Origin of the sequence: Salinithrix halophila, assembly GCF_042650125.1 — a bacterium.
Lineage (GTDB): Bacteria > Bacillota > Bacilli > Thermoactinomycetales > DSM-45169 > Salinithrix > Salinithrix halophila.
Genome location: NZ_JBHSAP010000009.1, coordinates 168,356 through 183,969, shown reverse-complemented (window position 1 = coordinate 183,969; position 15,614 = coordinate 168,356). Strand labels below are relative to the sequence as shown.

At 48.6% G+C, this 15,614-nt stretch carries 21 protein-coding genes and 1 tRNA gene; 19 read left to right on the top strand and 3 right to left on the bottom strand.

Features of this window, described 5'->3' with window-relative positions; genetic code table 11:
- Nucleotides 1-70: 70 nt before the first annotated feature.
- From ACFOUO_RS07105 to ACFOUO_RS07080, 6 genes are all read left to right on the top strand, one after another.
- Nucleotides 71-736 (top strand): endonuclease III domain-containing protein, encoded by a 666-nt coding sequence (locus ACFOUO_RS07105; protein ID WP_380703657.1) that lies wholly within the window; start codon nucleotides 71-73, stop codon nucleotides 734-736.
- Between the two features lie 3 nt (nucleotides 737-739).
- Nucleotides 740-1,048, top strand: a complete 309-nt coding sequence (locus ACFOUO_RS07100) for an iron-sulfur cluster biosynthesis family protein (protein WP_380703655.1) — start codon at nucleotides 740-742, stop codon at nucleotides 1,046-1,048.
- A 12-nt stretch (nucleotides 1,049-1,060) separates the two neighbouring features.
- Nucleotides 1,061-1,843, top strand: a complete 783-nt coding sequence (locus tag ACFOUO_RS07095; RefSeq protein WP_380703653.1) for a glycerophosphodiester phosphodiesterase — start codon at nucleotides 1,061-1,063, stop codon at nucleotides 1,841-1,843.
- A gap of 125 nt (nucleotides 1,844-1,968) precedes the next feature.
- Nucleotides 1,969-2,811: a deoxyribonuclease IV gene (locus ACFOUO_RS07090; protein ID WP_380703651.1), complete on the top strand. Its 843-nt coding sequence runs from the start codon at nucleotides 1,969-1,971 to the stop codon at nucleotides 2,809-2,811.
- Between the two features lie 37 nt (nucleotides 2,812-2,848).
- Nucleotides 2,849-3,133: a YlaH-like family protein gene (locus ACFOUO_RS07085; protein ID WP_380703649.1), complete on the top strand. Its 285-nt coding sequence runs from the start codon at nucleotides 2,849-2,851 to the stop codon at nucleotides 3,131-3,133.
- Between the two features lie 202 nt (nucleotides 3,134-3,335).
- Nucleotides 3,336-3,638: a hypothetical protein gene (locus ACFOUO_RS07080; protein WP_380703647.1), complete on the top strand. Its 303-nt coding sequence runs from the start codon at nucleotides 3,336-3,338 to the stop codon at nucleotides 3,636-3,638.
- Here ACFOUO_RS07080 and ACFOUO_RS07075 read toward each other — a convergent pair.
- Nucleotides 3,635-3,826 (bottom strand): DUF2197 domain-containing protein, encoded by a 192-nt coding sequence (locus ACFOUO_RS07075; RefSeq protein ID WP_380703645.1) that lies wholly within the window; start codon nucleotides 3,824-3,826, stop codon nucleotides 3,635-3,637. The two genes, ACFOUO_RS07080 and ACFOUO_RS07075, sit on opposite strands and share 4 nt — an antisense overlap.
- A gap of 176 nt (nucleotides 3,827-4,002) precedes the next feature.
- On the opposite strand from ACFOUO_RS07075, the gene ACFOUO_RS07070 reads away from it, so the two are divergent.
- Entirely contained in the window at nucleotides 4,003-4,458 is a 456-nt protein-coding gene (locus tag ACFOUO_RS07070; protein WP_380703643.1) for a pyridoxamine 5'-phosphate oxidase family protein, read from the top strand.
- A gap of 66 nt (nucleotides 4,459-4,524) precedes the next feature.
- Here the strand turns inward: ACFOUO_RS07070 and ACFOUO_RS07065 are convergent, their stop codons facing one another.
- A complete protein-coding gene (locus ACFOUO_RS07065; protein WP_380703641.1) occupies nucleotides 4,525-5,109 on the bottom strand; it encodes a YhcN/YlaJ family sporulation lipoprotein in 585 nt (194 codons plus the stop codon).
- A gap of 171 nt (nucleotides 5,110-5,280) precedes the next feature.
- On the opposite strand from ACFOUO_RS07065, the gene ACFOUO_RS07060 reads away from it, so the two are divergent.
- From ACFOUO_RS07060 to copZ, 11 genes are all read left to right on the top strand, one after another.
- On the top strand, nucleotides 5,281-5,919 hold the full coding sequence (locus ACFOUO_RS07060; RefSeq protein WP_380703639.1) for an MBL fold metallo-hydrolase: 639 nt from the start codon (nucleotides 5,281-5,283) through the stop codon (nucleotides 5,917-5,919).
- A gap of 110 nt (nucleotides 5,920-6,029) precedes the next feature.
- Nucleotides 6,030-6,105: transfer RNA gene (locus ACFOUO_RS07055), tRNA-Ala, on the top strand.
- Between the two features lie 246 nt (nucleotides 6,106-6,351).
- Complete coding sequence (locus ACFOUO_RS07050; protein ID WP_380704780.1) at nucleotides 6,352-6,801, top strand: GNAT family N-acetyltransferase; 450 nt, start codon at nucleotides 6,352-6,354, stop codon at nucleotides 6,799-6,801.
- 18 nt (nucleotides 6,802-6,819) lie between these two features.
- Nucleotides 6,820-7,173, top strand: a complete 354-nt coding sequence (locus ACFOUO_RS07045; protein ID WP_380703637.1) for a cupin domain-containing protein — start codon at nucleotides 6,820-6,822, stop codon at nucleotides 7,171-7,173.
- Nucleotides 7,170-8,780, top strand: a complete 1,611-nt coding sequence (locus ACFOUO_RS07040) for a class I tRNA ligase family protein (RefSeq protein WP_380703635.1) — start codon at nucleotides 7,170-7,172, stop codon at nucleotides 8,778-8,780. The genes ACFOUO_RS07045 and ACFOUO_RS07040 overlap by 4 nt, the downstream gene beginning before the upstream one ends.
- Before the next feature lie 68 nt (nucleotides 8,781-8,848).
- A complete protein-coding gene (gene solA / locus ACFOUO_RS07035) occupies nucleotides 8,849-10,000 on the top strand; it encodes an N-methyl-L-tryptophan oxidase (protein ID WP_380703633.1) in 1,152 nt (383 codons plus the stop codon).
- Between the two features lie 4 nt (nucleotides 10,001-10,004).
- Entirely contained in the window at nucleotides 10,005-10,460 is a 456-nt protein-coding gene (locus tag ACFOUO_RS07030; RefSeq protein WP_380703631.1) for an OsmC family protein, read from the top strand.
- Between the two features lie 50 nt (nucleotides 10,461-10,510).
- On the top strand, nucleotides 10,511-12,019 hold the full coding sequence (locus tag ACFOUO_RS07025; protein WP_380704778.1) for a pyridoxal phosphate-dependent decarboxylase family protein: 1,509 nt from the start codon (nucleotides 10,511-10,513) through the stop codon (nucleotides 12,017-12,019).
- Nucleotides 12,020-12,050: 31 nt separating this feature from the next.
- Nucleotides 12,051-13,379 (top strand): lysine N(6)-hydroxylase/L-ornithine N(5)-oxygenase family protein, encoded by a 1,329-nt coding sequence (locus ACFOUO_RS07020; RefSeq protein WP_380704776.1) that lies wholly within the window; start codon nucleotides 12,051-12,053, stop codon nucleotides 13,377-13,379.
- An 81-nt stretch (nucleotides 13,380-13,460) separates the two neighbouring features.
- Nucleotides 13,461-13,733, top strand: a complete 273-nt coding sequence (locus ACFOUO_RS07015; protein WP_380703629.1) for a metal-sensitive transcriptional regulator — start codon at nucleotides 13,461-13,463, stop codon at nucleotides 13,731-13,733.
- 44 nt (nucleotides 13,734-13,777) lie between these two features.
- Complete coding sequence (gene copZ, locus ACFOUO_RS07010) at nucleotides 13,778-13,987, top strand: copper chaperone CopZ (protein WP_380703627.1); 210 nt, start codon at nucleotides 13,778-13,780, stop codon at nucleotides 13,985-13,987.
- A 185-nt stretch (nucleotides 13,988-14,172) separates the two neighbouring features.
- Here the strand turns inward: copZ and ACFOUO_RS07005 are convergent, their stop codons facing one another.
- Complete coding sequence (locus ACFOUO_RS07005) at nucleotides 14,173-14,730, bottom strand: TVP38/TMEM64 family protein (RefSeq protein ID WP_380703625.1); 558 nt, start codon at nucleotides 14,728-14,730, stop codon at nucleotides 14,173-14,175.
- A 222-nt stretch (nucleotides 14,731-14,952) separates the two neighbouring features.
- On the opposite strand from ACFOUO_RS07005, the gene ACFOUO_RS07000 reads away from it, so the two are divergent.
- Nucleotides 14,953-15,585 carry a TlpA family protein disulfide reductase gene (locus ACFOUO_RS07000; RefSeq protein WP_380703623.1) on the top strand — a complete coding sequence of 211 codons (633 nt, stop codon included), beginning with the start codon at nucleotides 14,953-14,955 and terminating at the stop codon, nucleotides 15,583-15,585.
- The last annotated feature ends 29 nt before the right edge of the window (nucleotides 15,586-15,614 follow it).

Sequence of the window (15,614 nt, the reverse complement as noted above, 5' to 3'; positions counted from 1 at the left end):
TGGGTCACGTTTTGAGTTATACTGACGCCAATGATTTCTTAAATCTTCGGTCCTGAAAGGGGGCGAAGATGTGGAATGGAAGGCGTTATACGAAGGGCTGCGTAAGTGGAAGCCGGGTTGGACCGTCGAAGCGTGGTGGGGACTTCTTCATCCCTTTGAAAAAGGTTTGGGAAGTATCCTGGTGCAAAATACCGCTTGGACAAATGCCGTCCGGGCGATTGACTCCCTTCGGCTGATGGGCCTCACTTGTCCTCGAGTTGTTTTGGACGCCCCTGTGGAAACCCTACAAGAAGGGGTCCGGCCTGCGGGCTTTCCGCGGGCAAAGGCGGAAGCCATCCGAGGCCTATCCCATTGGTTTCTCGATCACGGAGGCATTGACGGCGCGTTTGCCGGAGATGGGGACCTACTTCGGTGGGAGCTTTTGTCCATCCGAGGGATTGGACCGGAGACGGCGGACATGGTTTTGCTCTATGTACTTGAAAAACCTACATTTATCGGTGACGCTTATACCCGGCGCATTATCTCCCGCTGGCAGGGTGTTTCCGAGCCTCGCTATGAAGAGATTCGAACGCAGGTGATGAGGACTCTTTCCCAGGTTGCTGATCAGCAACTCTTCCATGCCCTCCTTGTGGAATTGGGTAAAGAGCACTGTCATAAACGTCGACCTCGCTGCACGGGTTGCCCCCTTCAACATTCGTGCAAGTTCTCGGAAGACCGATATAGCAAGGGAGGTTAACCGATGGAAGTCCATATCGATCCGCAAACGGCCGGCGTATTGAGGTCGAAGCGACCCGAGCCCCAGGCAGGCTTGCGTCTGGCAGCGCTGAATGAAGGCTGCGGTTGCGGAGCAGATGTCTGGTTCGAGATGAACTGGGACTCCCCCCGTTCTGATGATATCTCTCTGAAGACGGAAGGAATCACGGTTCTCATTGATCCCCGGAGCCGGGAATTTTTCGATCCTGTACTGATGGTATCCCATCAGCTGGAGAAAGACGCCTTTTCACTAAAAAGCCGAAACCAGATCTATTTGAATCATATTCATCTATAGAAGGAGATTGGCATGCATCCCATAACTGTTTATGCCCATCGCGGGTTTTCCGCAGTGGCTCCGGAAAATACGATGGTTGCCTTCCGGAAGGCAGCGGAAGCCGGGGCCCACGGCTTAGAATTGGATGTTCACTTCACTCGGGATGATCAAATCGTGGTCATCCACGATGAGACCGTCAAACGGACAACCGATGGAAAAGGGAAGGTGCGAGAACTCACCCTAGAAGAAATTCGGAGGTTGGATGCGGGTAGCTGGTTTGACGGGGAGTTCCGAGGGGAAAAAATTCCTTTGCTCTCGGAAGTGCTGGAACTGGTCGCCGACCGAGGTCTGTCTGTTAACATTGAACTGAAGAACAATAAAACAGCCTATCCGGGCCTAGAGGAAGCCGTTCTGGAGTGGATCGGCCGTTTCGGGTTGGTCGATCGCACCGTGATTTCTTCCTTTAATCATTACAGCCTGCGGAAAATACGGGATCTTCGGCCGGAGGTGGATGCAGCGATCTTATACATGGCCAACTTGTTCGAGCCATGGAATTACGCCCGGAACGTCGGGGCGACTTCCATCCATTCCTACTGGCCGACGACCGTCGAAGATATGGTGAAGCGTTCTAAGGAGGCGGGAGTTCCCGTCCGGCCTTTTACGGTTAATCAAACCAAGGAAATGCGGCGGATGATCCATCTAGAAGTGGATGCGATCATCACGGATAAAGTAGACCGACTGCTAAAGGAAATCCGTGACGCGAAGGAATGCCATTCCACATCCTGTGGAATCGGTACTCCTGGAGAGGCCGGTTGAGTAACTCTTACTATCCGGTCGATCCCGTCTGGTTGCGGCTTGTCCGCTGAAAATGGTATGATAAAAAAGGTTCGAGAGGCGCCCGCGGCACGTGAGGCGCTTCTTTGTTTAGAGGAGGGAATGCGATGCAGTTGGGATGTCATATCAGCGTTGCCAAAGGCTTTTACAAGGCGAGCCAACGGGCGCTGGAATTAGGGGCGGGTTCTTTCCAGGTGTTTACGAAAAATCCCCGGGGGTTACGACCGAAAAAGGTGGACTACGCCGACGCGGAAAAAGGGGTAGAGTTTTGTAGGGATCGAGGCATCACCCTGGTCGCCCATACCCCATACATCACCAATCTGTCTACCCCGAAAGAAGATTTGCACGCGGTGACGGTGCGCTCGATTAAAGAAGATCTGCACATCGCGGAAACCTACGGGGCCGTCGGTGCTGTCGTCCATTGCGGTAAGCACGTAGGTGAAGGAGAGGAAAAGGGTACTCGGCTGATGGTGGAGACCCTGAATGAGATTTTGGCCGACTACGATGGAAAAACGTTGCTTCTTTTGGAAAACACCGCTGGCCAAGGAACAGAGCTGGGGTTGACCATTGAAAAGCTGGTGGAAATCAGGGAAGCGACCGATCACCCGGAAAAAATCGGCTTCTGCTTCGATACCTGTCACGGTTTTGCAGCGGGTGCATGGGACCTGGACACCTTCGAAGACCTGATTGGGACCATGGAGAAAACCGGTTATCTGGACAACCTGGTGGCTATCCACTTCAATGATAGTAAGGCGCCCTTCGGTTCCCGGAAAGACCGTCATGAAAAGATTGGCCAAGGAGAGATCGGGGCTGAAGCACTGACCCGATTCCTTCGCTGTGAACGCCTGGAAGGGATTCCTGTCATCCTAGAGACCCCGGTGGATAAAGAGGATGAATACGCAGAGGAAATTCGCTATCTGCACCGGTTGAAGGAGGGGGCGACAACCTAAGACGGATCGGCTGATCCCCAGGGAGAGGAGGTTGGAGATGGAAGGGATTAATGAATGGCTGAGGGAGATACCTCTCCTATCCTATCTGGTTATCCTGGCCATGACCGCAATCATCTACAAGGTAGCCTTTGCCCGGCGGTTGCCTGTGCTTAAGTCCCTCATTGTATACATGGTCCTTGCGATTGGATGTGTTTTATTTTGGATCCTGTTTTATTTGAGGTTCCCCATCTTGGAGATTCTTTCAGTGACAGTTATCCTGATTGCCATCGCTCGGATCCGGATGGGAATAAGCCATCGGAACGATCAAACGGACAAATCCTAGTTAAACTTGTACCACCAGGCTAACGGAAAAAAGGAGTTCGGAGGTTTTTCCTCGAAAAGGGAAACGGGTTATCCTGGTTTGGAGGTCATGACCTGTCGGGAAAAGGCCGTTTTCATTCCGGCCTGGACTTGGTAGAACCCCCGAGTGCAGAGCTTACCGGGTTTAGGTCCGGATGACTGGTGGAAAGAGAGAGGGGAATAAGGTGAGGCTCGAGGATGCTCTGTTTAACTGGTTGCAAATTCGCGTGGTATGGAATGCCCGTCCTCAGGATCGTTCAGCAGAGGAGACAACTCGCTTTTTCTATGAGATCCTTGCCGAAGATCATGGGGTGGAAGAGCTGTACGTGATGATGGAAAAAGACCGTTACACGGTTCGCTGGCAGCAAAAGGGGCAGGAACAATGCCGGGAATTTGAACGGGAGCAAGTGGAACAGTTGCTTCGAAGCATCGAGGCGGAGCCGAAATACAACAAGGCTTTTGATTGCGGCCCGGAACGCGAGGGTTAAGCCTCAGAACCTTTCACTCCATAATTGCGGCGGGTCTGTGGACTTCTCTTGCGGGCGCGTGTCCGTTCCGAAATACGCCGGTGGCAATCAGGACAGAGGAAGATTCGGTGGGGATGTTTGCGTAGTTTTTTCTCCTGGAAAGACGTAGGGGAAAACAATCGGTCGCACAGCACACAGGATACATTCATGACGCGCTCCTTCTTTCCTTTCCGCCCGACTTTCCAGCCGGGACTGGATGTGATGATCGGCCCCTGGATTCCGTGATCTTAACATGGCGGAGAGGTAAGCCGGTCTGCACTTTTCAGTATACAACACCTGGACGGGTCTGCGAAAATCCGTCTGGCCCCGTGAAGGAGGATGCGATTTGGCAGAATTGATTTCTCATGCCCTGACAGAGCCCTTGCTTAGAAAATTGCAGGGGGAACAGTTTGTTTTGCTGGCCACCATCGATGAGGAGACGGGGGTACCGGCAGTCAACGCTGTTTCCTGGGTTTACGCCCCTGATACCGAACGAATCCGCATCGCTGTGGGTCACAAATCCCGCATGATCGGCAATGTAACCGTTCATCCTGGAGCTTGTGTCACCATGATCGGGCCGGATACCACCTATGAAATTACGGGAAAGGCGACAGTGACTCAGGCACCCCTCGAAGGGGTTCAGATTAAGCTGGCCTGCCTCGAACTTAAAGTGGAAACGGTGAAGAGTGTGATGTTTTACGGGGCGAAGATCGTGCAAGAAGTAAAAGTCGAAAAAACCTATGACAAAGAAGCTGCCGACAAATTGGACCGACAGGTTTTGGAAGCCTTGAAGCGCAGCTGAGAAATGAACAATCCCGGAGGTCGATACTCCGGGATTGTTCATTGTTCGGAAGTTGTTTTTGTTGCATCAGCGGGAGTCCCGTTTCGGTGGTTTCGGGTTGGGAGTTTGGTTAAACTTCTCCTGGTCTGTGCGGGACGGCGTTTGTTCTTTGCGAGGGGTATCTTTAGAGGGTTGGGGAATGATCCGGGAGGCGATTTCCCCCAACTCCTCGGCAATCCCACCGAGGGGGCGGCCATGGTTCACGTCGTCGGCCAGTTCTCGAAGCCGCTGTACCAGATCCGTGTCTGCTGTTACCAAAGCGTTGGCTCCCTGAGGATCCTCTCTTAAGGCTTGGGCCACAGAATATTTGATGGTGCCGACACGTCCCCGGTCGAGAGCTGGATCCACGTCGATCCCTACGATGGTATAGTTGCCTGCAGCTACCGCCGTCGCTCCCTTTACTTGCGGCATATCCGTGGCGATCTCCACCATCCTTCGGGCTTTTGCCCGTGGATTTTGGGCTTGACGAGGGTCTGGAGCGGTCTGCTTCACCCTTTGGGTATGAGGTGCATTTCCTGGGGGAGGGGCTGATTCGTTGCCCGGTGGTTTATTTGCCGGCTGACATCCGAACAGGAAGCCCACCGCCAGGAGGAGAGTCAGGATTCGGATCATGGCTGTTCCTTCCTTTCCAGGTCGGGTTATTAGACATAGTGTAACCCTCTACGAAAAAACCATGTATATCCCATGCTTCCTTTCTCCGGGATAAAGATCTCCGTTTGGAGCCATTTGTTTTTCGATGTAGAATGGAAGGGAAGCGCTGCGTTATGAAAGGTGGTTTTTTCCTTGATTCAAGTAGAAAGTTTCACACTTGGTCCAGTGATGACCAACTGTTATCTCCTTTACAAGGAGGTAGGAGGAGACGCGCTTGTCATTGATCCGGGCAGTGAACCACAGCAGGTCATGGAACGGATTACTGAACGGAATCTGTCCGTGCAGGGGATCTTGCTGACCCATGCTCACTTTGATCATATTGACGGGTTGGAAGCGGTGCGAGAATTAACGGGTGCTCCTGTTTATATCCACCGGGAGGAGACGGATTGGTTGACTGATCCGCAATTGAACGGTTCAGCGCTTTTTCCTGGAATCGCGGAAACCCGCTGTCAGCCAGCGGAGAGTGTTATTCAGGGAGGGGAATCGTTGGTCTTCCTGGATGAAACATTCACCGTCGCCCATACTCCTGGCCATTCCCCAGGGAGTGTCTCGTATCACCTGAACGGACTCGTATTCAGCGGTGACGTTCTTTTCGCCGGCTCCATTGGCCGTACGGACCTCCCAGGTGGGGATTACCGTACATTGATGCGAACCATTCATGACACGTTGATGGAGCTTCCCGAAGAGACTCGCGTTTATCCCGGCCACGGACCGGTCACCACGATTGGTAGAGAACAGCAATCCAATCCCTTTTTGGCGGGTATGCTATAAGGAGAACGGGAGGGGTGGATGAAATTCCCTCCCGTTTTTTTTGAAAAAACCTTGCACAGACCTCCTTTTTTGTGTATAATAATTCTCGTTGACCATAAAATTAAAAGTGCGGGGCATTAGCTCAGCTGGGAGAGCGCTACACTGGCAGTGTAGAGGTCAGCGGTTCGAGCCCGCTATGCTCCACCAAAGAAAACCTCCGAGATCTCGGGGGTTTTTTGTTTTGTTAGAAATGAAAAATCCCCTTCGGAAAATGAAAACTCGTTTTGCAGGGAATTATTAATTAACTATTAAAAAACGATTAGAAAGCGTTTTCATTTGTGTCGGAAACAGTAATTTTAAAAAATAGCGAAAAGCGTTGCCATAATACCAAAAATAATGTATCCTGTATATTGTTTCATTCATTTACTAAAAACAGGGAAGGGATGAGGTTTCCTGGAAAGGATCAGAAAACTCGAAAAGAGGGATGTCCCACACTTGTTGCCCCTTATGATGGAATATATCGTCGATTTTTATAAATACCCCCGTCCGAGTGATGGTTCACTCGAAAAATTAGTGAATCATCTCCTGGAACATCCGTGGGATGGCATTCAGTTTGTTGCCGAAACAGAAACCAATCGGTTAGTTGGATTCGCTACTTTGTACTTTACTTTTAACACCTTAGAAGTGAAGAGAATGGCGTTTCTGTATGATTTATTTGTATCACCCAATCAAAGAGGTCGCCAAATCGGCGAAAAATTATTCAAAAGTTGTCTTTCTTTTATTAGAGAAAACGGTTATTCCCATATGATTTGGGAAACGGCCCATGATAATTTAGCCGCCCAATCTTTTTACAATAAAATGGGGGCCGAAAAATCCGTTTGGTTAAACTACGAAATCAAGTAATTAGTTTAGGGGGAGTGAATGAAAATGTATGTGCAGAAATTGGAACCGGAGTTTATCGTTAATGATTATGGCGTCCAATTGCGGTATTTGTATCCCAATCAGGATATCACCGTTCCTACCCCCTTCGAAGCGGCTTGGGTCATAGTCGAATCCGGCCAGTCCACAGACCCGCATCATCATCATGATGCTGAAACGTTTTTTATCGTTGAGGGCAGCGGAGTGATGAACATCGATGATGAAGCAAGAGCGATAGGAAAAGGGGATGTCGTATATATCCCCGCCTTTTCCAAGCATCAGATCAGTAACCCCCATGATGCGCGATTGGTCTTTATCACCGTATCATGGGATATCCCCCAGGAGGGTGGACAATGAAAAAAAGCTTTTTGGTTACTGCTCCTCCCCCAACGCCGAATGGTGAGTTGCATCTGGGTCATTTATCCGGGCCGTATTTGGGGGCAGACGTTTTTACCCGAGCTCAACGCAGTTTTGGAAACGATGTCGTGTATCTATGCAGCACCGATGATCACCAAAGCTATTGTGTAACCAAAGCGATTGAAGAAAAACGAACCGTCGAAGAAGCGATAGGTGATTATTCGTCCCGGATTCAAGATGTTTTGCTGGCTGCGAACATTCGGATGGATTGCTTTACAAGCCCCCGAAGACCAGAACATTTCCGACGAGTACAAAAGCTTTTCCTCGACCTTTACAAAGCTGGTAAACTTCAAGTCAATGAAGAGCCTACTTGTTTTTGTTTAGAATGTAATCGCTATTTATTCGAGGCTTATGTAAAGGGGGCGTGTATTCATTGCGATGCGCCATCGGGAGGAAACTATTGTGAAGAGTGTGGCCATCCTAGTGATCCGATCCATCTGAAGAATCCCCAATGCACCATATGCCATCATCCTCCTGTGATCAAAACCTTCAAACGCGTGGTGTTTTCACTCGAAGACTACCGAGAAGAGTTAACGCGTTATTACGAGAAGCATAGTTATCAGTGGAAGCCCCAATTGAAAAAGCTATATTCAGAGTTATTGTCGAAGAAGCTTCCGGATGTTCCGATAACCAACTTAGAAGATTGGGGCGTCCCCGTGCCTCTGCCTGATTTTGAAGGTCATGTAATCAATGTATGGTTCGAAATGTTGCCGGGACACATGGAGACAGCGAGTGTCTGGGCTAAAGAAAACGGTTTGGAGCAGGACTTTTGGGCGAAAAACAGCCCAACGGAAATGGTACAGTTTTTTGGGTTTGATAACAGCTTCTACTATGCTGTCGTCCATATAGCCATGCTAGCAGCTTTAGGTAATCACAAAGCGGCCGATGGCTTAATTACCAATCAATTTTACTTACAGGATCGGGCGAAATTTTCGAAAAGCCGTGGGAATGCGATCTGGGGTTCTGAGTTTTTAGAAACCGAGCATAGTGACTGGGTGCGGTATTATCTGTGCTACTCCAACCCAGAAAACCGGCAGACGCATTTTTCTTTAACGGAGTATACGCAAATCGTCGAACAGCGCATCGGTCAAGAATGGCATGCATATTTGGCTAAACTCACCTCCTTATGCGGCAGGAACTCCAAGGGTCAGGAGATATCGAGCGCTGCTGAAGATCATATAGCCCATTTCCGTCGAAAATTTTCGGCTTGTTACGGGGTGGAATCCTTTTCGCTGAAAAACGCGGCGGATGATCTTCACCAATTCATGGTTGGAGCCGATCAAATCATAGAACAGACACAAAGTGCCATCGATGCGTACTACTTTTTACGGGCGTTAGCTGTTTTTTCAGCTCCCATTACGCCGATATTCAGTTCCGATCTTGGGGAGTACCTGGGTTATCAAGATTCCAATCCAATCAAATGGGAATGCCTCGATCAGGCCCCTCTGCCTGTAGAAAAGTCCCTGCAAAATTCAGTACTAAATAAGCTAGACAGCTATGAAAACCAGTTTTTCAAAGAAACCGCCTCCTCGATATTGCATGATTAAAGAGTAAAAGCCTCCCTGTGAGCCAGGGAGGCCATTTGTAAAAGAGACCAGTCATTAGGTGGTAGAGGATGAGTGCGAAGAACTATGATGTGATTATTATTGGTGCAGGATCGATGGGGATGTCTGCAGGCTATTTTATGGCTAAAAACGGAAGAAAAACCCTCTTGCTGGATTCTTTAAATCCGCCCCATAACAAAGGAAGTCACCATGGAGATACGAGAATCATTCGACACGCTTATGGTGAAGGAAAGAATTATGTACCGTTAGCTTTGAGAGCACAAGCGTTGTGGTTGGATTTAGAAGAGCAAGTGGGGAAGAAGTTATTTTATAACACAGGTGTATTAAATGTGGGCGATTCGAAATCTGCATTTATTCACGAAGTGATTTCCTCTGCAAAGGAATTCCTTCTCCCCCTTGAAATCATGGATTCACAGCAAATCATGGACAGATGGCCTGGGATCACCTTGCCCGGAAGTACTATCGGCTGCTTAGAGTCGGCTTCTGGGGTGCTTAAAAGTGAAGAATGTATACGGGCCTACCGCCAGCAGGCTTTGGCATATGGTGCAACGATCCTGACCCAGCACCCTGTAAAAAACCTATCGGTACTGAAACAGGGGGTAAGGGTTGAAACCGATGAGGGAACGTTTTTGGGAGATGCTTTGATTTTATGTGGGGGAGCATGGTCTCCGAAGCTATTTTCTCAAGTCAATATCCAGGTTCCGCTTCATCCGATAAGGACAGCCTTTGCTTGGTTTGATGCTGCAAAAGAATTATATGAAGCAAAGCGGTTTCCGGCTTTTAACTTTCATGTAGAAGGTGGCCAATTTTACGGCTTTCCAAGTTTCCATGGCAGTGGAATAAAAGTGGGATTTCATAACGATGGGAAAGCGATTGATCCGGATCAAAGGATTCGTAAGTTTGAGGGAGCGGACGAGGAGCCTTTGAGAGGGTTTTTGGATACCTATATGCCGCATATCAAAAGATTGAAGCAAGGTCAAGTTTGCATCTATACGATGACCCTTGATGAAAACTTCATCATTGACTTGCATCCGGAATATCCCCATGTGGCTGTTGCAGCAGGGTTTTCCGGTCATGGATTCAAGTTTTCGAGTGTGGTGGGGGAGATCTTAAGCGAGCTTATCGTGTCAGGCCAAAGTACCTATGATCTATCCCCTTTTTCGATAAAGCGGTTTGATCATCGATATTCAATAAAGAGGTGATCGAGTGGAAACGAATGATTCGATCTGTGAGCTTCGTGTGAAGGGGACATGGGCTGGTGACGTGAAAACGGATCTTCAGATTCGTGATTTTCCGCTTTTATCCTTGGATGATACCGAAGAGCTAGGCGGAAAGGATGAGGCTCCAAATCCGCTGGAATTCATTCTCGCTTCCTTAAATGGATGTAATGGCATCATGATCCCGCTCGTGGCCAAAGAATGTAATTTCTCTTTTTCGGCGATCAGTTTTGATAGCAGCGGAATTGTGGATACCCGGGGGTTTATGGGGGAACCCGATATCTGTACGCATTTCAAAAGCATCCATCATGTAATCACGATTCATACGACGGAACCGGATCATAGACTCCAGGAACTAAAAGAGCAAGTGGAAGCAAGGTGTCCCATATTTAATCTCTTAATCGATGCGAACATTCACTTGACATCTGAGTGGGTTAAAATTTAAAACATTGGTCTTCATTTCATTAGTTGGGAGTTGCCAAATCCATGGAATATATGCGAAAAACGGATCCCTTTGGCGGGTATTTTTTTCATCAGGGGAAAAGTGGGCTTTCAGCTTATGAGGAAGCTGTCCGGTTAACAAAAGAGATGCTCATGGCGGAAGTGGCAACCCATTTGACTCCATACAGCGGGAAGACGCCCCTTGAATTGGAAAAAGCCAGCCAAAATCTGATGCTTGTCTCACAAAAAGGGGAAGCGATCAACGATGTCCTCAGCGATCTTCAAGAAACAATTTTGCACCATACCGTACGCGTCTCCCATCCCAAAAATATCGCCCATTTGCATTGTCCACCTCTGATTGCTTCTCTTGCCGCTGAGATGATGATTAGTGTGTTGAATCAATCAATGGATTCTTGGGATCAGAGTCCCTCCGCTACTTATGCTGAGGTAGAAATGGTTCGTTGGTTTTGCAGGAAATTCGGTTATTCATTAGCATCCGACGGCATCTTTACAAGCGGCGGAACACAATCCAATTATATGGGATTGTTGCTGGCTCGTGATCATTTCTGCCAAACCCAATTCAAATGGGATGTGCAAACCAAAGGTTTACCCAGAGAAGCGCATCGGATGCGGATCCTCTGTTCAGAAAATGCCCATTTTACAGTCAGGCAATCAGCCGCTCAACTGGGACTCGGTGAAGAAGCCGTGATACCGGTTAAAACGGATGAAGATTTTCGCCTGTGTTTGAAGGATCTGGACAAAAAATTGAATCAGCTCTTCGAAGAAGGGTTGTTTCCCTTTGCCATTGTGGCGACATGCGGAACGACGGATTTTGGAAGCATCGACCCGATCGCAAGGATCGCTGAACGGGCCAAAAAAAATCAGCTGTGGCTTCATGTGGATGCCGCTTATGGAGGAGCGTTAATTTTAAGTGATCGGCACCGTTTTAAACTGCATGGCATCGGGGAAGCAGATTCCATCGCCGTTGATTTTCACAAGCTTTTCTATCAGCCGATCAGCTGTGGAGCCTTTCTGCTGAAAGAAGGATCTCATTTGCAATTGATCACGCTCCATGCGGATTATTTAAATCCAAAGGTCGATGAGTGGGAAGGGATCGTTAACCTTGTTGGGAAGTCCACACAAACCACTCGCCGATTTGATGCTTTGAAAATCTTAGCTTCTTTGAGAATCGTCGGTGTGGAAAACTTCGGCAAGATGATCGATCATACGATCGATTTAGCCAATGAGGTGGCAAACCTTATAAAAGGGATCCCAGATTTTGAAGTGATTACGGGAACGCCGGAGTTGAACGCCGTGGTCTTTCGGTATATTACCGGCATGGGTGATGTCGATAAAGAGAACCAATTGAACCGAGAAATCCAACAATCCCTGCTTCAACAAGGTTCGGCGGTGATAGCAAAAACGAGCGTTCACGGAAAAACATGCTTGAAATTTACACTTTTAAACCCAAGGACCAAATTAAGCGATGTTGAAGAGGTTTTACAGGAAATATCCTTGCTAGGGAAAAAGCTTACGGTCAACAAATCAGATATAGCAGGATGATTCATGAGAAGGATCCGAGAGGGTGGAAAAAATGGAGCAAGGAGACGAAAAGGTAATCTATGATTTGCTTGGCATCGGATTGGGTCCCTTTAATTTAGGATTAGCCGCTTTATTAAAGAAAGCTCCGGAAGTCGATGCCATATTCTTTGAACAGAAGGAACAATTCACTTGGCATGAAGGTATGCTCATTGAAGGGACCACTTTGCAAGTACCTTTTCTGGCGGATTTGGTAAGTATGGTGGATGTGACAAGTCCATACAGCTTTTTGAACTATTTGCAACAGAGAAATCGTCTCTATCAGTTTTACTTTCTAGAACAGTTTCACATTCCGAGAGCGGAGTACAACCATTACTGTCAATGGGTGGCTGAACAACTGGACCCTTGTTGTTTTGGGGCTGAAGTCATAGACGTCCAGGCATACGACGACTATTACAAAGTAAAAGTTTTTATCCGAAAGGAAAAGAAAGCAAACTGGTTTTATGCCAGAAACCTGGTTTTGGGGGTAGGAACGCAGCCCGTGGTTCCGGCATTTTTGAAGGACAAACTCGGGGATACCGTTTTTCACTCTTCGGAGTACTTAAGCAAAAAAGCCCAGTGTTTACAGGCTGGATCGATCACGGTGATCGGTTCCGGCCAGAGTGCGGCAGAGGTTTTCTATGATCTTTTGCAAGCCCAAAACCAACACCATTACACATTGGACTGGTTTACCCGTTCAAAAGGCTTTTTTCCCATGGAGTATTCCAAATTGGGTTTGGAACATTTTTCTCCCGATTATCTGGCGTACTTTTACCCATTACCGCAGGCTAAAAAAGATGAGACGGTCAACGCCCAGGATTTACTTTATAAAGGGATCAGTGCGGGGACCATTTCGGACATTTACGAATTACTCTATGAACGTACGGTCGGAGGCCAGAAACCTTCGGTACATCTTCAGGCGATGACGGAAATTCGAGGCATTGAAAAACTGGGAGACGCTTATGAGCTGAACTGCCGTCAATGGCACAGTGAGCAAAACTTTGATCATCAAACGGAAGTGGTTATTGTAGGGACGGGGTATAAACCGGTTATTCCTAACTTCCTTTCAAGTATTCATCACCTGATCGAGTGGGATGAAAAAGGAAGATACCAGGTTGAACAAGATTATCGCTTAAAGCTTCGTCCGTCTCTAAACCATTCGATATTCGTTCAAAACGGAGAATTGCATACACACGGAGTCGGTGCTCCGGATCTAGGCTTGGGAGCTTATCGCAATGCGAAAATTATCCATGCAATCACTGGGAAAGAAATCTACCCTGTTCATCCACGTAGTGTGTTTCAAACCTTCGGAACGAAAAAATCATTGGTGAACCTGTCCGTTTAAATGTCCGAAGCTTCTTTTTCGTATATTGTATACCCTCCTGGGGTATGGTAAGCTGGAATCAGAATCGAAGGGCGAGGAGAGATGATATCCGTGTCCGGTGATAAGGAGAGCCTTCTGAGACGGCTTAGGCGGGTGGAAGGGCAGATCCGAGGGGTGCAGAAGATGGTGGAGGAAGATCGGTACTGCATGGATGTACTGGTTCAGCTCGCCGCCGTCAAGTCGGCTGCCAATAGCATCGGACTCGCTCTGTTGGAAAATCACGCCAAGAGCTGTGTGAAAGAAGCGGTCGAATCAGGCAGAGGGGATGAAGCCATGCAGGAATTGGCCGATGTGCTCCGTTCCTTTGTCAAATGAAGAGGTTTGTATACTAACACGATGGATTAGGAGGAGAAAAGAACATGGCAACCGCGATTTTGAAAGTGGAAGGCATGTCCTGTGATCACTGTAAACAGGCGGTGGAAGGCGCTCTCAACCGAGTGGACGGCGTTAAAAAAGCCGTCGTCGACTTGGAAGAGAAGACGGCGACCGTGGAGTACGATGAAGTTAAAACCGCTCCTCCTATCATGAAAGAGGTCGTTGAGGACCAAGGTTATGATGTGACAAAATGATGATGAAAAAACCCGGGCTGACAGGAGCTGCCCGGGTTTTTACCTAAAGGAAGATTCCATCAATCCTTTTCAGCCTCGTTCACGATTTTCGTTTGAAAATCGACAAAACAGGATAGTAGACGGTGATTGGATCTCTTTTTTCCCCTGGTGGGTCCAGGTTCCAGTGATGGATCGCCGTCAACCGGTTATCTTCTTTCTTTCTGAAGGGAATGCCACACGGTGACAGCTAGAAGAAGAGCGAGGAGAACGAAAGCCAGCCGGAGTCCGTTTTCTTGGATATGGATCACATCGTGACTGACCAATACCTCCAACGCGATGGAGGGGATCTTGCCGATGAAGGTGGCCAGGAAGAAATCGCTGAATCGAACCGTCGTTAGCGCTCCCAGGAGGTTAATGGCCCCTGAGGGGATAAAAGGGGTAAGACGTGCAGCCAGCAGGGATTTAAACTGCAGTCGGCGTGGCCAACGGTTGAGATTTTCCATCCAACGCCAGCTCGGGCTGATCCGGCAACTCCAGTGCCGCCATCCTTTTCTGTAAAGCAAAAAAGCCAATCCCGATCCGAGCGCTTCCCCGATCAGGGAGATTGCTCCACCCCAAAAGGGCCCCCATAAAAGGACATTAGCCCCCGTCACAAAGATACTGGGGACAAATCCGAGCAGGTTTACTACTACGTTGATGACAAGGCTGATGAGGACGGCCCAACTCCCCCATTCTGCCAGCCAGTTTACCGTTTCCTGTACCATGCAACCTCCAAAAATCATGTTCTAAAATCGGTTTTTCCTTCTATCTATCATAATGGGACGAGGGGTCACCGACCAGTCTTTACGGGGGAATGTTCCGTTCTTCTTCACAGATTGATTGAAGGGATCGTTTATAATGGGGAAGGATCATGAAAGAATGGGGATGAAGGGGCCGCCGGTGGTGAACCCAACATTTGGGATAGGTAACGATGGGAGGGAAGGTACGTGAGCAACCGAGGAACACGTTGGCGCAATGGTCTGATTGCTGTCGTTCTCCTTGTAGCGATCGGTGGTGCAGTTTGGAATGCCCTAGCTAAAGAGAAGCCGGTTTCCGACCAGGGGGAAAACGCCGTAAAGACGGGGGGGACCCAGGATCAGGAGAGGACGAAACAGCCGCCTGCCTCTGCTTTTGGACCTGCAGGAAAGGAAAAAGAGGGGCCCATGCGGGGAAAATCGGTTCCTGACTTAACGCTGCCATCGTTGGACGGCAAGACGGTCTCCCTGACGGAAAGCGACAAACCGGCGATCATCAATCTGTGGGCCAGCTGGTGCCCTCCCTGCCGGGAGGAGATGCCCTACTTACAAAAGGCGTACGAACAATACGGGAAACAGGTGGACTTCCGTATGCTGAACCTGACGAGTCGGGATCACCCGGAGAAAATGAAAGCCTATCTGAAAAAAGAAAAATATACCTTCCCGGTGTTGCTGGATGAAACAGGGGAAGCCCAGGAGGCCTTCGGTGTGATCAATATCCCCCAGACCTTTGTAGTGGATAAAGAGGGCCAAATCATTTACCACCATTCCGGTTCTTTGTCTAAAAAGCAAATCGACAGGATCATGAAAGAAATCACCTCCTGACGAATCCGGGGCGGTGGGAAAGGAGGATG

Bases quoted from the DNA above. Each gene is read 5' to 3' on its own strand.
- ACFOUO_RS07005 (WP_380703625.1), bottom strand. From the start codon at position 14,730: ATGGTACAGGAAACGGTAAACTGGCTGGCAGAATGGGGGAGTTGGGCC.
- ACFOUO_RS07100 (WP_380703655.1), top strand. From the start codon at position 740: ATGGAAGTCCATATCGATCCGCAAACGGCCGGCGTATTGAGGTCGAAG.
- ACFOUO_RS07065 (WP_380703641.1), bottom strand. From the start codon at position 5,109: ATGATCCGAATCCTGACTCTCCTCCTGGCGGTGGGCTTCCTGTTCGGA.
- ACFOUO_RS07075 (WP_380703645.1), bottom strand. From the start codon at position 3,826: ATGAATGTATCCTGTGTGCTGTGCGACCGATTGTTTTCCCCTACGTCT.
- ACFOUO_RS07090 (WP_380703651.1), top strand. From the start codon at position 1,969: ATGCAGTTGGGATGTCATATCAGCGTTGCCAAAGGCTTTTACAAGGCG.
- ACFOUO_RS07085 (WP_380703649.1), top strand. From the start codon at position 2,849: ATGGAAGGGATTAATGAATGGCTGAGGGAGATACCTCTCCTATCCTAT.
- ACFOUO_RS07095 (WP_380703653.1), top strand. From the start codon at position 1,061: ATGCATCCCATAACTGTTTATGCCCATCGCGGGTTTTCCGCAGTGGCT.
- copZ (WP_380703627.1), top strand. From the start codon at position 13,778: ATGGCAACCGCGATTTTGAAAGTGGAAGGCATGTCCTGTGATCACTGT.
- ACFOUO_RS07025 (WP_380704778.1), top strand. From the start codon at position 10,511: ATGCGAAAAACGGATCCCTTTGGCGGGTATTTTTTTCATCAGGGGAAA.
- ACFOUO_RS07045 (WP_380703637.1), top strand. From the start codon at position 6,820: ATGAAAATGTATGTGCAGAAATTGGAACCGGAGTTTATCGTTAATGAT.
- ACFOUO_RS07040 (WP_380703635.1), top strand. From the start codon at position 7,170: ATGAAAAAAAGCTTTTTGGTTACTGCTCCTCCCCCAACGCCGAATGGT.
- solA (WP_380703633.1), top strand. From the start codon at position 8,849: ATGAGTGCGAAGAACTATGATGTGATTATTATTGGTGCAGGATCGATG.
- ACFOUO_RS07015 (WP_380703629.1), top strand. From the start codon at position 13,461: ATGATATCCGTGTCCGGTGATAAGGAGAGCCTTCTGAGACGGCTTAGG.
- ACFOUO_RS07020 (WP_380704776.1), top strand. From the start codon at position 12,051: ATGGAGCAAGGAGACGAAAAGGTAATCTATGATTTGCTTGGCATCGGA.